Annotated in this window: 15 protein-coding genes; all 15 read right to left on the bottom strand. The window is 64.5% G+C overall.

Going from position 1 to position 14,891, the window contains the following annotated elements; translation table 11 throughout:
• Window positions 1–341: 341 nt before the first annotated feature.
• The 15 genes from CEW83_RS18205 to lgt all read right to left on the bottom strand — a co-directional run bounded on the left by CEW83_RS18205 (window position 342) and on the right by lgt (window position 14,885).
• Window positions 342–1,742 (bottom strand): efflux transporter outer membrane subunit, encoded by a 1,401-nt coding sequence (locus CEW83_RS18205; RefSeq protein WP_108950616.1) that lies wholly within the window; start codon window positions 1,740–1,742, stop codon window positions 342–344.
• A gap of 4 nt (window positions 1,743–1,746) precedes the next feature.
• The gene (locus tag CEW83_RS18210; RefSeq protein WP_108950617.1) at window positions 1,747–3,720 is read right to left on the bottom strand and encodes a MacB family efflux pump subunit; all 1,974 of its coding nucleotides are present in this window, start codon (window positions 3,718–3,720) and stop codon (window positions 1,747–1,749) included.
• On the bottom strand, window positions 3,717–4,970 hold the full coding sequence (locus CEW83_RS18215; protein ID WP_108950618.1) for an efflux RND transporter periplasmic adaptor subunit: 1,254 nt from the start codon (window positions 4,968–4,970) through the stop codon (window positions 3,717–3,719). Before CEW83_RS18215 ends, CEW83_RS18210 begins: the two co-directional genes overlap by 4 nt.
• A gap of 174 nt (window positions 4,971–5,144) precedes the next feature.
• Window positions 5,145–5,561, bottom strand: a complete 417-nt coding sequence (locus CEW83_RS18220) for an ExbD/TolR family protein (protein WP_108950619.1) — start codon at window positions 5,559–5,561, stop codon at window positions 5,145–5,147.
• Window positions 5,561–6,310: a MotA/TolQ/ExbB proton channel family protein gene (locus CEW83_RS18225; protein ID WP_108950620.1), complete on the bottom strand. Its 750-nt coding sequence runs from the start codon at window positions 6,308–6,310 to the stop codon at window positions 5,561–5,563. The genes CEW83_RS18220 and CEW83_RS18225 overlap by 1 nt, the downstream gene beginning before the upstream one ends.
• A 2-nt stretch (window positions 6,311–6,312) precedes the next feature.
• Entirely contained in the window at window positions 6,313–7,113 is an 801-nt protein-coding gene (locus CEW83_RS18230) for an energy transducer TonB (protein ID WP_108950621.1), read from the bottom strand.
• A gap of 117 nt (window positions 7,114–7,230) precedes the next feature.
• Window positions 7,231–7,374 carry a hypothetical protein gene (locus CEW83_RS21145; protein WP_159099499.1) on the bottom strand — a complete coding sequence of 48 codons (144 nt, stop codon included), beginning with the start codon at window positions 7,372–7,374 and terminating at the stop codon, window positions 7,231–7,233.
• Between the two features lie 44 nt (window positions 7,375–7,418).
• Window positions 7,419–7,898 (bottom strand): bacterioferritin, encoded by a 480-nt coding sequence (bfr, locus tag CEW83_RS18235; protein ID WP_108950622.1) that lies wholly within the window; start codon window positions 7,896–7,898, stop codon window positions 7,419–7,421.
• On the bottom strand, window positions 7,895–8,134 hold the full coding sequence (locus CEW83_RS18240) for a (2Fe-2S)-binding protein (protein ID WP_108950623.1): 240 nt from the start codon (window positions 8,132–8,134) through the stop codon (window positions 7,895–7,897). Before CEW83_RS18240 ends, bfr begins: the two co-directional genes overlap by 4 nt.
• A gap of 40 nt (window positions 8,135–8,174) precedes the next feature.
• Window positions 8,175–8,429 carry a hemin uptake protein HemP gene (hemP, locus tag CEW83_RS18245; RefSeq protein WP_234418895.1) on the bottom strand — a complete coding sequence of 85 codons (255 nt, stop codon included), beginning with the start codon at window positions 8,427–8,429 and terminating at the stop codon, window positions 8,175–8,177.
• Window positions 8,430–8,512: 83 nt separating this feature from the next.
• Window positions 8,513–8,893 carry a hypothetical protein gene (locus CEW83_RS18250; RefSeq protein ID WP_108950625.1) on the bottom strand — a complete coding sequence of 127 codons (381 nt, stop codon included), beginning with the start codon at window positions 8,891–8,893 and terminating at the stop codon, window positions 8,513–8,515.
• Window positions 8,894–8,948: 55 nt separating this feature from the next.
• Window positions 8,949–10,157 carry a hypothetical protein gene (locus CEW83_RS18255; RefSeq protein ID WP_108950626.1) on the bottom strand — a complete coding sequence of 403 codons (1,209 nt, stop codon included), beginning with the start codon at window positions 10,155–10,157 and terminating at the stop codon, window positions 8,949–8,951.
• The gene (locus tag CEW83_RS18260) at window positions 10,154–12,595 is read right to left on the bottom strand and encodes an EAL domain-containing protein (RefSeq protein ID WP_108950627.1); all 2,442 of its coding nucleotides are present in this window, start codon (window positions 12,593–12,595) and stop codon (window positions 10,154–10,156) included. Before CEW83_RS18260 ends, CEW83_RS18255 begins: the two co-directional genes overlap by 4 nt.
• 29 nt (window positions 12,596–12,624) lie before the next feature.
• Complete coding sequence (locus CEW83_RS18265; RefSeq protein WP_108950628.1) at window positions 12,625–14,007, bottom strand: malonyl-CoA decarboxylase; 1,383 nt, start codon at window positions 14,005–14,007, stop codon at window positions 12,625–12,627.
• Between the two features lie 77 nt (window positions 14,008–14,084).
• The gene (lgt, locus tag CEW83_RS18270) at window positions 14,085–14,885 is read right to left on the bottom strand and encodes a prolipoprotein diacylglyceryl transferase (protein WP_108950629.1); all 801 of its coding nucleotides are present in this window, start codon (window positions 14,883–14,885) and stop codon (window positions 14,085–14,087) included.
• Between the last annotated feature and the right edge of the window lie 6 nt (window positions 14,886–14,891).

The raw sequence follows: 14,891 nt of genomic DNA on the forward strand, positions 1-14,891 counted from the left end.
GTCCTCGGTTTCTCTGAGCGGGAAACGCATGCCGGCGCCGAGTGGCGGGCAGCGTGATCGCATGCATCGGAGACGTCCTGAAAGCTGACGTCCGGACACATGCATGTGGGCCGTCTGGCTGGCTGATCCGCAGGGAGGACTGGCTGGCTGTTCTGCGGGCGTGGTGACTGAGGGCACTCAGGCGACCGGCGTCGTGCAGATGAGATTGATTCTCAATTTAACGACTGTATCAGTCAATACAAATGAGACCGGTTATCATTATTGGTGAAGATCTGATGTTTTTTTACGACAGTTTTCGCGTCTGACGAAGGCCTGATGTGGCTTCAGCGCGCGCTGGCGAGTTAGGGAGCCTGCCAGCCGCCGCCCAGTACCCTGTAGAGGTCCACTGCGTTGGTGAGCCTGGCCTGGCGCAACTGGACGAGTCTGTCCTGGCTTGAAAACAGGGTGCGCTGTGCGTCGAGTACGCTCAGCAGATCATCCGCGCCCTCGCGGTAGCGCAATTCGGCCAGACGCAGCGAGCGCTCTGCCTCGAGAACGATCCTTGCCTGAATGCGCTCCTGAGTGGCATCGCGCGCAGCGTTGCCAAGCGCATCCTCCACCTCCTTGAGCGAGGTGAGGATGGCCTTGCGGTATTGCTCGAGCAGTTCGCGCTGCCGTGAGCGGGTGCTGTCGACCTGCGCCTGCCGCCTGCCGCCGTCAAAGACCGTGTGCACCAGTGAAGCGGAGAGTGCGACGGTGGAGGACGGGGCGGCCAGCGACAGCAGAAAGTCGCTCGCCAGTCCGCCCGCCGCCGACAGGCTGAATGCCGGGAGCAGGGCGGCGCGGGCGGCGGCAATGTCGGCAGCGGCGCCCCGCAGTGCGGCTTCGGCTGCGGCAAGGTCGGGACGGCGGAGCAGCAGATCGGCGGGCAGGCCCGCAGCGACGGACGGAATGCGCAGGGCCGAGAGCGACTCGGGTTCGAGCCCGGGTTTCAGCGGCGTGCGCCCGAGCAGGAGCGCAAGTGCCGAGCCTGTCTGGCGCACCTGAACCTCAAGCGGGCCTATGGTCGCGGATTGGGTGAGTACCGTGGTGCGCTGCCGGCTGACATCGAGTGCCGAGGCGGCACCGTATCGATAGCGCGCTTCGACGACCTTGAGCACGCGCTCGGCGGTCGCAAGGTTTGCGCGTGCGATATCGAGCCGCGACTGCGAGGCCAGCAGCTGAAAGTAGGTGGTGGCAACGCTCGCCGTCATGCTCAGGCGCAGCGCATCGAGCTCGTAGCGGGTGGCGGAGAGGCTGGCGTCTGCGCTGTCGATGGTGGCGGCGACACGGCCCCAGAGATCGATCTCGTAGCTTGCCGACAGTCCGAGCGAGGACGACCTGGACTCGCTCACTGCACTGCCACCACGGTCGCCGCTGTCGCTGCGGCGCCAGTCGGTGTCGCCGCTCAGCCCGAGGCTGGGAAAGAGGGCGGCGCCGGTGCTGCGCAGCGCGAGTTCGGCCTGGATGACGCGTTCGCCCTGGATCTTCAGGTCCGGGCTTGCCGCCAGGGCCTCACGCACGAGCGCATCGAGCTGGGCCGAATCGAAGCCGATCCACCAGTCGCTCGAGATGTCTTGTGCCGCCTCGGCCTCGGGCAAGGACTCCGCCCAGTTCCCGGGCAGGGCGATGTCAGGATGGACGATGGGTTCAACCACCGCGCAGCCACTCAGCCCGAAGGCAAGGGCGAGGACGAGTGGGCGGAACTGGGCAGAGAGCGTCATGGTTTCATTCCGACGCCAGCGCGACCACGGGGTCGAGGCGCGCGGCCTTGCGTGCGGGCAGGTAGCCGAAGATCAGGCCGGTGGCAAAGGCACAGCCGAAGGCCAGCACCACCGGCGCGAGCGAGTACTCGATCGGCGTGTCGAAGAGCGCAATGATGGCGGCCGAGCCAAGCCCGACGCCAACGCCGATGGCGCCGCCGAGCGAGGACACGACCAGCGCCTCGATCAGGAACTGCTGCAGGATGTTCTTCATGCGTGCGCCGGTGGCCATGCGGATGCCGATCTCGCGCGTGCGCTCGGTGACCGACACCAGCATGATGTTCATCACGCCAATGCCGCCCACCAGCAGGGAGATGGCAGCCACGGTGCCGAGCAGGATGGTGAGCGTGTTCTGGGTGGCGGAGACGGTTTCGATGATCGAAGCCATGTTGCGAATCTGGAAGTCCTCGACCCCGTGACGTGCAAGCAGCAGGCTGTGCACCGCAGCCTGGGTCTGGTCGATGGCGCCGACATCGTCGACGGCCACGGTGATGTTGCGCAGGTGGCGCTGACCGGTGAGGCGCAGGCTGCCGGTCGTGAACGGAACGAACACGATGTCATCCTGATCCGCTCCCCAGGATGTTGCCCCCTTCGGCGTCATCACCCCGACGACCTGGAAGGGGATGTTATTGACCAGCAGGTATTCGCCGACCGGGTCGGCGCGGGGAAACAGGGCCTCGGCCACGGTCTGGCCGATGACCGCCACGGCGGCATAGCGCGTTTCGTCGTCGGCACTGAAGAAGGTGCCACTGGCGACAGGCCATTTGCGGGCAAAGCTGTAATCCCACGAAGTGGCATTGGCGCTGGTGCGATGATCCAGGTTGCCCGTGCGCACGGTGATGCCGGTGCTTTGCTCAGGCACCGCAGCGAGCACGTTCGGCAAGTCGGAAATCGCGCGCACATCCTCGATCACCAGCGTGGCCGTGGTGTCTCGCCCGCGCTGATTGGGGGCGCCGGGGCGGACGTTGAGCAGGTTGGTGCCCATCGCGCTGATCTGGTTCACCACCTTTGCCTTTGCGCCGTCGCCAATGGCGAGCATGGCAATCACCGAGGCCACGCCGATGACAATGCCGAGCAGGGTCAGTACCGAGCGGAACAGATTGCTGCGCAGGGCGCGCAAGGCAGTGCGGGTGGCTTCGAGCACGTCGGTCATTGACGAGGTGCGATCGACGTGCGGGGCAAAGTCGGGTTCGGGGCCGGCAGGCAGCACCGGGCCGGGGTCGGACACGATGCGTCCGTCACGGATCTCGATCACGCGCTGGGCCAGCGCGGCAACCTCGGGCGCGTGGGTGATCAGGATGATGGTGTGGCCCTCGGCAGACAGTCTGCGCAGGAGCTTCATCACTTCTTCGCCGCTTCTGCTGTCGAGCGCGCCGGTCGGTTCGTCGGCGAGGATGATCCGGCCGCCGTTCATCAGCGCCCGGGCGATCGATACGCGTTGCTGCTGGCCGCCGGAGAGCTGGTTGGGGCGATGGTGGCCGCGTCCCTCCAGGCCGAGGGTGGCGAGCAGTGCTTCTGCCCGTTCATGTCGCTCCTGCGGCGGCATGCCGGAGTAGATGGCTGGGACTTCGATGTTTTCGCGCGCCGAGGCGCCGCCGATCAGGTTGTAGCTCTGAAACACGAAGCCGAAGGCCTCGCGTCGCAGGCGGGCGAGTTCGTCGCGGTCGAGACCGGCCACGTCCTGACCCATGAACCGGTAGGTCCCGCTGCTGGGGCGGTCGAGGCAGCCGAGCAGGTTCATCAGCGTCGACTTGCCCGAGCCCGATGCACCCATGATGGCAACGAATTCGCCGGGATAGATCTGCAGGTCGATGCCGTGCAGCACCCGGGTTTGGACCTCGCCATTGACGAAGCTGCGGGTGATGCCGCCCAGCTCGATCAGGGGCTGCACCGCGCGCGCGTCCGGGTCGTTCGCAGCGAGGGGCGCCTCCCGCTTCATAGGCGGGGCGTGCGGCTGGGGCGACGACTTTCGCCGGCGCCGGCGCCAGCGCCAGCGCCGGAGACGACCTTGTCGCCTTCGTTCAGCCCGGACACCACCTGGGCCTGGACGCGGCTGGACAGGCCGATCTCGATGCTGCGTGCTTCCAGCGAGTTGTCTGCCTTGAGCACCTGAACGGTGGCGCGTCGCCTCGGCTGTGCTTCCGGCTCCGGTGTCTCGCCGGCAGGCCGGGCTTCCTTGCGCGATGGCCGTCGCGGCGGGGTGTCCAGCGTCAGTGCGCCCATCGGCAGTTGCAGCACGTCGCTTGCACGCGAGACCACGAAGAACACCTGAGCCGTCATCTGCGTCATCAACCTGCCGTCGGTGTTGGGGACATCGAACAAGGCGTTGTAGAGCACGACGTTGTTGGTGACGGTGGGTGTCGGTTCGATGCTGGCAAGCGTGCCTTCCCAGCGTTTGCCCTGACTGCCCAAGGTGGTGAAATAGGCGTCCATGCCGATCTTCAGGCGGCCGATATCGGCTTCCGAGACCTGGGTCTGCACCGTCATTGTCGACAGGTCGGCGACCCGCAGGATGACCGGTGCGGACTGGTTGGTGTTGAGCGTCTGCCCCTGACGGGCGGTGATCGACACCACGGTCCCCGCCATCGGCGACAGGATGCGGGCGTACTGCAGGTTGGCTTCGTCGCCGCGCAGCGTGGATTCGTTCTGCTCGATCTGCGCGCGCAGGGCTTCGAGCTGGGCATTGCTCGACTTCAGCGAGGCTTCAGCGATCTGCAGCGCTTCGGTGGTGGTGGCGTCCTCGGCCATCAGCGCCGTCTGGCGCCTGAACTGTATCTGCGCCAGCGTGAGCTGGGCTTCGCGGTCCTTGAGCTGGGCGCGCAGGTTGCGCAACTGGGCGCGGGCCGCATCGACTCGCGACAGATAGACGGTCGGGTCGATCTCGGCGAGCAGGTCACCCGCCTTGACCTCGGAGCCAACCTCGACATGAATCTTCTTCAGCTGTCCTGAAACCTGCGCGCCGACATCCACGTACTCACGCGGTTGCAGGGTGCCGGTGGCGGTGACCACATCCTCGATGTCGCCACGCTGTACGGTCGTGAACTGGTAGCCGGCAGCGGGGTCCGAATTGCCGAACAGACGCGGCCAGAGCAGCCAGATCGCGGCGGCGACAAGGACGCCGATCAGTGCGACAAGCAGGGTACGCCGTCCCCTGGCGGTGCGGGGACGAGGGGCGGTAGAGGCTGACATGAAACTCCCGGAAACGGCATTCGCCTGAAACAGACCGCATTGCGTGCAAAAAGGTCACCGAGCAGGAGCATCGGCGTGGTCCTTTGCGCCCGTATTGTATTGCATGCAGTTCGGCCTGTTGGCCAGGCGCCATGACCGCCCCGGCGGGGGCGGGCGAGTGCCCGCGCCGGGTCCTTACTTGGGCGGTATGGTGATGAAGCCCATTTTCTCGATACCGGCTTCGCGCGCGGCCGACATCACTTCGGCCAGTATCTGATAGCGGGTGTTCTGATCCGCGCGCAGGTGCAGTTCCGGTTGCGGGCTGCGCGCTGCCGCAGCCTGCAGGCGCAGGGCAAGATCCGCGTCCGGCATGGGTTCGTCATTCCAGAACAGGCCGCCATTGGCGTCGAGCGCGAGGGTGACGGTGTCCGGCTTCTCAGTGTTCGGCGCACTGGATGCCTGAGGCAGGTCGATCTTGACCGAGTGGGTCAGCAGCGGCGCGGTGATCATGAATACGATCAGCAACACGAGCATGACGTCGATCAGCGGAACCATGTTGATCTCGCTGGTCGGCATCCGCTCGCTGCCCTGATCGAAGCTGCCGAAAGCCATTATGCGGCCTCCGTCGACGGCAGCCGGGCTGTCTCGGCTCTGGGCTGCGTGCGGCCATTGACCGGCGCGATGCGGGCGCCGGTGCAGAACCATGCGTGCAGGTCATGCGCGAAGGCGTCGAGTTCGGACAGTTCGACACGGTTGGCGCGCGTGAAAGCGTTGTAGGCGAGGACGGCGGGAATCGCAACGAAGAGGCCGAAGGCCGTCATGATCAGCGCCTCGCCGACCGGGCCCGCGACCTTGTCCAGCGTGGCCATGCCTGACACTGAAATATTGACCAGTGCGTGGTAGATGCCCCATACCGTGCCGAACAGGCCGATGAAGGGCGCAGTGGAGCCAATGGAGGCGAGCATGGTCTGGCCGGACTCAAGGCTTGAGGTGGACATCGAAATCGACTTGCGCAGCGCGCGGGTGATGAATTCGTCGGTGTTCATCGTTCCGCCGAGGGTTTCCCGGTGGCTGTGCTGACGCAGGTGTTCGGCTGCGGCTGCGCCCTGTTGGGCGAGGGCTTCGAACGGTGAGTCGGGAGCCTGTTCATTCAGGCGCTGCAGCCCCGACTTGAGACTGGGCGCCGCCCAGAACGCGTCCACCGCGCCTTCGCTGCGACGGGCGCGCAGCTGGCGCAATCCGCGGGTCAGAATCAGGTACCAGCTGGTGATCGACATCAGCAGCAGGATCGCCGCAACGGCCCGGATGGCGAAATCGGACTGCGTCCACAGGTGGGCAAGTCCGAAGGCTTGGGTTTCCATGCTCAGTTTCCTTCGAGTTTGAATATGATCGGAACCAGTACTGCTGCCTCAATGGCACGTTCGCCCTGCCGGGCGGGTACGAAGCGCCAGCGCTCCACCGCGCTGCGGGCTGCCTTGTCGAGCCGCTCGGAGCCCGAGCCTTGCGAAATCTCGACAAGCTTTGGCGTGCCGTCGGCCGAAACCACGACCCGCAGCAGCACCTTGCCTTCTTCGCGCATGCGCCGCGAAAGCTGTGGATACGACGGGGGCGGGTTGTTGAGGTAGTCGGCATCGAAGCGCGCCGATGTCACCGGTGCCGGTGCTGCTGCAGGCGCCGCGGTCTTGTCGGGTGCCGTGGCCGGCGCAGTTGCAGGCTGAAGCGACGTTGCCGCAGGGGCGGGCGCCGGGGCAGGGGCCGGAGCGGCCTGGACCGGCTCGGGCGCTGTAGTCTCGATGGGCGTGGGCTTGATCACCGGTTTCGGCGCCGGTTTGACCACAGGTTTGGGCGCCGGCTTGGGCGCAGGACGTGGCGGCGCTTTTGCAGGCTGGATCACGGGTGCCGGAGGCGGTGGTGAGGGGGGCTGAATCTGCACCGGCGCAGGTGCTTCCGCCTGAATCAGCGCGATCTCGATGCTCTGAACTTCTGGCGCCTTGGGCGGAACGCTCCCGAGCCGAACCAGTGTCAGTACACCTGCCACGTGCAGCACGACGACGAGCGCAGCAAGGCCGCGACGCTCGCGGCGGCTTACGCGCGGGCGTTCAGCGGCGCGGCGCGAAGACTGCTTGCGGTCGGCTTGGGACGTGTCCGGGGACGGTCTTTCCATGGACGGCGTGGAGGGCTGCGATAGTGCGATGGATGCGGCTGTCATTATACGTCGGTACGTTTGGCCTGATGCCGGTGAGGGCGCGAGCGAGCGGTGCCCGGGGGGCTGCGTGTCGGCTCAAGCCATTCCGGGGCTGATCATGAAGTACAGCAGGGCCGCTGCAGCCACCAGATAGAGCGTGAAACGACCGGCGGGAAACGATGGCAGCGCGTTGCGGCGGGGGGCGTGCTCGGGAACGTGCGGGGGCGGAAGAAACTGCATGGTGTTGTTTCCTTTGTGATGTGCCCGGGCCGTTCCCGGGGGGCTCAGGATGAAGCGTGGTCCATCTGGGATTGCAGGTAGTTCTGCACGCCCACCTTGTCGATCAGTTCGATCTGGGTCTCGAGGTAGTCGATGTGCTCTTCGGTATCCTCGAGGATGTGCTCGAAGATCTCGCGCGACACATAGTCCCGACAGGATTCGCAGTAGGCGATGGCTTCAATCAGGTTGGCACGACCGCCTGTTTCCAGCGTGAGGTCGCCCTTGAGGCACTCGGGCACGTTTTCGCCGATCAGCAGCTTGTCGAGGTTCTGCAGATTGGGCAGCCCTTCGAGGAAGAGGACGCGCTCGATCAGCATGTCCGCATGCTTCATCTCTTCTATCGACTCTTCGTACTCGTGCTTGCCGAGCCTGCCCAGGCCCCAGTTCTTGTACATCCGCGCGTGCAGAAAGTACTGGTTGATCGCGGTGAGCTCGATGGTCAGTTGCCTGTTCAGAAACTGGATGACTTTCTTGTCGCCTTTCATATGGCCTCCAGGGCTAGTGGAAAGATGCTCCGTTGCAGGAGTTTGCCCTGCGTTGCATGCCGCTCCGCCGTCTCGTCAAGCGCCGAGCGCAGGCAGTCGCGTGCGCACGTGGCACAGCGCCCGCACTCCGCACTCACGCCCAGTTCCAGGCGCAGGTGGCGCAGGGTCGTTGCACCCTTGCGGACGGCTTCTCCGATGTGATTTTCGGTTACAGCATTGCAGACACAAACGTACATAGTCTAGCCCCGTTTATGGTTCATATCGCCCGGAGACGATCTATTTGGTCAGGATCAGTTTTCCCGCGCGGGTCGCACGCAGAACGTAGCGCATGCCCTCGTGGTCGATCGTGACGCTGAGTTGCCCATCCAGAAGTTCGCTGCTCGAAATCGACCGCGGCACCTTGATCGTCTCCGAGCCCACCCGGGTCGCATGCCTTGCGCACGGTTCCCCGGCGCGGCTTGCTTCAGGCTCATCTGTGGAAGGGCACCGTTCAGTGGTCATGCTGCTTTTCTTAATAAGAATGATTTGCATTAAATCATTCGGGCAAGCGCAGCGTCAAGGTGTTTTTCACTCATGCAGCGTTGATGCTGACCGCAGGCTTCGGGTGCGCCCGCTCAGGGCAGGCGCAGCAGAATCTGCAGTCGGTCGTCGATGACGTCTGCGGGCAGGTAGCCGATCGCGTCAGGGGTTGTCGCCAGCCAGTCACGCGCCTGCTGTTGACTCTCGGCCTCGCGCGGGGGGAGGGCGCGTCCGGTGAAGACCTGTCGCGACCAGTAGGCACGGGTTTGAATCGGGTTTTTTCCGGTCAGCAGCAGGTACAGGCGGTCGCGTACCGTGCCAGCCGGCAGGTCAACAAGTTTGACCGGCGTGCCATTCGCGAGGGTCGTCCGGCGCCCAAGAAAGAGCTGCTCGGCATCGTCGAGGCTGAGGTTCGCAATCTGCCCTCCGCGCGCTGCGACAAGGTGGATCTCGGCCGCGCTTACCGCAGATGCCATCCCGCCCGCGCATGCAAGGGCAAAGAATGCCGGAGCGAGTCTGAGCAGGAGTCGTCTAGAACGTAACATCGAGCGCTACACCTAGCATGTTGACCGAACGGTTTCTGAGTTCCGTAAGTGCCGGATCGCCGCGCGGGAAGAAGCTGTTGCCCCAACTGTTTCCAGTCGTCTGAATATGGCTGAACTCCACCTTCAGGGCTGTGTCACGGCGGAAATCCCAACGGGAGCCGACGGTGATGCTGCGCTGAGCGCCGTTGCGCGAGACCAGAAAGCCCTCGAGCGCCGCCGTCTGATAGGGGCCAATAACTGGGTCGGTGAATGTGGCCTGAGCGACGGCACGGTCCTGAGTCTGACGCGCGATGGTCACGTAGGGCATGATGTTGCCGAACCGCCTGCCGAGCGTCAGGTACCAGCCGTGACCGCTGTTCACGTAGCGGCTGGCCGTGCGTTTCGCGTATTCGCCGATCAGCAGCCACTCGCTGTCGTCCCACTGGAAGCCCGCGGAGCTGAAGGTGGTGTAGCCGTCGTTTCCGGAGAGTTTGGCGTTGACGTCGGGCGGCATCAGCGACTCGAGCACGGTGAAATTGTCATCGCCCCAGTGCAGCTTCAGTGAAGATTCGCCATGACCGACGAAGACCGTCAGTTGCTCTGTGGTCAGGGTCAGGTTGACGCCCATCAGACGCGTCAGGCGCGCATCTCCGCTGCTGTAGATTGTGATCGAGCTCTGGCCCATGTAGGGGTGGATCTCGAGGTCGGCAGACCCCACCCGGGTTCGATACAGCAGGTCGATGCCGTTGAGGTCGGTGAAGGGGTTGAGCCCATACACTTCTGCCGGCGGACGTATCCAAGGATTGGCGTAGTTTATGCTGAGCGAATCGGACTGCATGAAGAAGGGAATGCGCAGTCGGCCGATCCGCACCGTGGCTTCCTGCGTGACCTTGTGGCTGAGAAAGGCAAGGGTGGCGCGCGGATCGTAATTGCCCCTCGTGTTTTCCCTGCTCACCAACTGGATGACGGCGGATGTGCTCGGCGAAAACACCATGTTCGCCTGCACGCCGAGTACGCTGTCGGGGGCGAAGTCCGGATTGTCCGAGCCTGGCTGGTCGATACCGAAGTTGGTGGCGCGCAGGTCGGACTGGCCTGAGTACACCATCCCCAGGGTGCCGAACCCCGATAGCTGAAGTCCAGGAAGCTCGGCGTGCGCGAACGACGCGGATAGCGTCAGCAGGAGTGCGGAACCGAGTGCCGCAAGGCGTCGGGTCATGGCTGGGTTTCCTTGGATACGGGTGTCAGGAAGCGTGAAGCCTCCTCGGCAGGCAGTGGGCGCGAGAACAGGTAGCCCTGACCGAAGTCGCAGCCCATGCCGTTGAGCGTGGTGGCCTGTTCCCCGCTTTCAATGCACTCGGCGACGACGCCGATGTTCAGGTCATGGGCGAGCTCGATGCTGCGGCGGACGATGGCGCGCAGACGAGAGTCGTTTGTAATCGCGCCGACAAAGGAGCCATCGAGCTTGATGATGTCGCACGGGATCGTATGCAGGTAGCTGAGCGCAGAGAATCCGGTACCGAAATCGTCGATCAGGACCTTGATGCCTGCGCTTCGCAGCTGGCGCAAGGTGTTGCTGGCAGGACCGTCGGCGCGGGCAAGAATGCTCTCGGTGACCTCGAAGCGAATCCGTTCCGGTTCAAGCTTGCTGGCCTTGATGATGGCGATGAGTTCGTCAGCGAGATTGCTGCGCGAAAGCTGTCGTGCCGACAGGTTCACGCTCACGGGCGGAACCTGTTCGGTGCCGGTCTGAGCCTGCCAGCGGTGGATGTCTTCGCAGACCCGGCGCAGGACGAGGAGGCCCAGATCGTGGATCATGTCGAGCGCCTCCGCGAGCGGGATGAACTGTGAGGGCGGGATCATGCCGTGCACCGGATGTTCCCAGCGCACCAGTGCTTCGAAGCTGCTGATCCGGCGGTCCATCAGGCGCATGATCGGCTGGTAATGCACCGACAGCGTCCCGGTGCTCAGCGCGTTGCGCAGATCGGTCTCCAGTTGCAGCGTGTTGAGCGCCAGCGCGTGCATCGAGGCATGGAAGACCTTGATCGAGCAGCCGTCGCTCTGTCTGGCGATCTGCAAGGCATTGTCGGCGTCGCGCAACAGGGCTTCGCCATCGGTGCGTTCGTTGTCGCTCATGGCCAGGCCGACGCGGCACTTCGGATGCAGGGTGCGATCTGCGCCGGGGGCGTCGAAGCCGGGCAGTTCGACCATCGTTTTCGCGATCTCGAGCGCTTCCGTGCTGTCCTCAAGTCCGTTCAGCAACACCGCGAACTGGTCTCCGCCAACCCTTGCCAGCAGATCGCCCGCCCTGAGCAGGTCGTGCAGCCGGTGGGCGACTTCGCGCAACAGGAGATCGCCGGTGGCGTGCCCATAGCTGTCATTGACCAGGTGGAAGCGCTCAAGGTTGATCGCGAGCACGGCGAAGCGATAGCTTTCGTCGCGACGCTGCTGCCCCAGGGCAAGTCGAACATGCTCTATGAAGAGGGCGCGATTGGGCAGGCCGGTGAGACCGTCGTGCAATGCGTCGTGGATCAGCTGCTCTTCGGCCCGCTTGCGCAGATGCACGTCGCTGATCGATCCGGCCATGCGGATGGCGCGCCCGCCCGCGTCCCTCAGGGCTACGCCGCGGGTCATGATCCAGCGATAGCTGCCATCGGGCTGGCGAATGCGATGCTCAAGCATGAACTGAGGATTGTCACCCCGCAGGTGGTCGATCATGCGCGCGCGGTATCCGGCGGTTTCATCCGGATGCAGCCTGGATATGAAGGGTTCGGGATCGGTCGCCGCGTCATCTTCGGGGATGCCGATCAGCTCGCAGAAGCGCGGGGCGAAATAGGTCCGGTTGGTATTGATGTCCCAGTCCCACAGTCCGTCGTTTGCACCGCGCATGGCCAGGGCGTAGCGCTGTTCGCTGGTCTTCAGTCGCTCGGCCGTCTGTTGCAGTTCGGACACCCGCTGCTGCAGGGTGGAGGCCATGATGTTGAAATGCTTGGCGAGCCGCGCCAGCTCGTCGCCACCATCGTCGGGCAGGCGGTGGTCGAGGTAGCCGTCGGTAATGGCCTTGCTGCCTGCGAGCAGGCGGGCCAGCTTGTTGCTGAGCAGGTAGCCGATGCCCGACAGCAGCACGAAGGTAATGACGATTTCAATCAGCGCGATCAGGGCGCCCTGCTGGATGATCGACTGTCTCGCCTTCGCCAGCACCGATACCGATACGCCGAACTGAAGGAAGCCGACCTCGTTGCGGGCAAGCAGGAGCGGGCGCCGCACGTGAATCACGGGGTGGTCGAGCATCTCGCCGATACCGACGCCAGGGGTCGCGGTCGCCGGTGGCAGGCCGCGCATTCCGGTCTGTCCGGCGCTCAGCAGTATCCTGCCGGTGGAGTCACCGATGCGGACGTAGATCAGCCCCTTGTCCGAGTCTGCCAGCAGTTCGCCGAGCGTGTCCTGCAAGGGGCCGTAGCTCGGCTGTTCGCCGTACGCTGTTGCCATCGCGTGCAGCATGCTCGCGTTCTGACTGATCAGTGTGTCGAGACTGGCGGTGGTGGCGTCGTTCATCAGGCGCACGCTGTTTGCCAGCAACAGGCTCAACAGGACGACCTGCACCGCGGTGCTTGCAAGGAGCAGCCGGGTGCGTATCGAACTGTTGCGGAAAGGCATGCGCACGTAGTATCCCCGGGGCGGCGTTTTCAGCGTTTCGCCAGGCGTCGGACAGCCGCCGATGCGTCGATTCGCCCTTCACGCGCAAACGCCTCGAGGTTGGATTCGATGCGGTCGGGGGCGTAGAGATAGTTCACCATGATTCCCCAGGACTGCGACAGGCCCTTTGGCGAGGTGTCGGCGAGCCAGTTGAGACGTTCGATGCGGGCGCCGTTGCCAAGGTGGAAGCGCGCGACCGGGTCCACCGGTTTATCCGCGCGCCGTGCCTCGCACAGGTAGCGTGCGGCAAGACGCAGCAGCGGGTCGCGCAGCGCTGTGCAAAGCGCTTCGTTGCTGGCCCAGTCGCCGCCGCCGTCGAGCAGCGCGTGCAGAACGGGGGCGTTTTCGTCCTCGACCCCAGCAGCCGTGAGCCGTTTCCAGTCTGCCGCCGTGATTGCCTCACCAAGCGCCTGGGGATTGCGGTTCACCCATTTGAGCAAGCCGGGAATCGGCGACAGGGTGGCGAACTGTTGCAGCTTCGGAAAATCGCGCTGCAAGTCTTCCACCACGCGCTTGAGCAGGAAGTTGCCGAAGGAGACGCCGCGAAGGCCGGTCTGGGTTGCACTGATCGAATAGAAGATCGCGGTATTGGCCTTGCTGGCGTCGGCCAGCGGTGCGTTGATGTCGAGCAATTGCTGGACGTCGTCGGCGAGCCCTTCGGTAAGCGCGACCTGAACGAAGATCAGTGGCTCGAGCGGCATCCGTGGATGGAAGAAGCCATAGCAGCGGCGGTCGGAGTCGAGCCGGTTCTTCAGGTCGAGCCAGGACTTGATTTCGTGCACAGCCTCGTACTCGACCAGCTTCTCGAGCAGCGCTGCGGGCGAGTTCCACGTAATGCGTGCGAGCTCGAGAAAGCCAACATCGAACCAGGCGCCCAGACGCGCTTCGAGCTCGCGGTCGAGCGGTTTCAGCAGCGGGTTGTCAGGCAGAAAGCGCAGCAGGTCGGCGCGCAGGTCGACGAGAAACTTGACCCCCTGCGGTATGGCGTTGAACTGGGTCAGGATGCGGATGCGACGCGAGCGCATGGCACCGCGCAGCCGCGCCTCAGCCTCCCACTGGTCCTTGCTGCCGACGGCTTTCTGGTAGGCCGCATGGGCCTCGGCGATTGCCGCAGGGTCGGGGCCGAAGTCGAGCGCGATCATGTGCAGCATGGCCATGCGGCCGCTGTCGTCCAGCTTGAGGTAGGTCTCGGCCAGTCGGGCTGCTCGTTGACGGGTGGAGATCTCGCCACCCAGTCCGGCGGCGCACTCCTCCAGTTGCTGGCGAATGCGCTCGAGAACCTTCTCGGAGGGCTCGCGCGTCTTGCCGGTTGCCTGGGCAACCATCTCGCGCATTTTCGACAGGCTTTTCGATACCAGACTGGTCGCTGACATGACGTTCTCTTGTTCCGGCCGGGGTGTCTCTTGCAGGGATCATATCGCGTTCGCTTGATCGCTGTGTCTGCAGTTCCTCACGACTGGGCGGGTTTACCTGCCCGGATATGGATCAGGAGCCCGGCGCCCAGCGCGATCATCGGCAGGCACAGCCATTGAGCGGTCGATATGCCAAGTGTGAGTGTACCGAAGATGCCCGGGTCTGGCGTGCGGAAAAACTCGGCCATGAAACGCAAGCTGCCATAGCCGATCAGAAAGACGGCAGACACTGCTCGCATGGGGCGTGGTTTTGCGGCGTAGAGCCACAGAATCACGAACAGCAGCAGGCCTTCGCCCGCGGCCTGGTAGAGCTGGCTCGGATGCCGCGGCAGCGCGTCGACCCAGGGAAAGACCATGCCCCAGGCCCAGTCGCCATCCATCGGCCGGCCCCAGAGTTCGCCATTGATGAAGTTGCCGATTCGACCTGCCGCCAGTCCGGTGGGGACGAGTGGTGCGATGAAGTCGGTGACCTGCCAGAACCCCTTGCCATGTTTGCGACCGTACACCAGCATGGCCACCAGCACGCCCAGAAAGCCGCCGTGGAAACTCATGCCGCCCTTCCACACCGCGAGAATCTCCCCCGGGTTGGCGAGGTAGTAGCCGGGCTGAAAGAAGATGACCTCGCCCAGACGTCCGCCGATAATGACGCCGAGCACGCCGTAGAACAGCAGGTCGTCGATGGCCTGGGCGTTCCATCCAAGCTCCGGGCGACGTCGTGCGTGAACGCGCCCCAGGGCCACGAACAGCACGAAGGATACGAGGTACATCAGGCCGTACCAGCGCACGCTGAGTGGGCCGAGGGAGAAGGCGATCGGGTCGAACTGGGGGTGGATGAGCATGGGCAG

It is taken from the genome of Parazoarcus communis, from assembly GCF_003111645.1.
Classification (GTDB): domain Bacteria; phylum Pseudomonadota; class Gammaproteobacteria; order Burkholderiales; family Rhodocyclaceae; genus Parazoarcus; species Parazoarcus communis_A.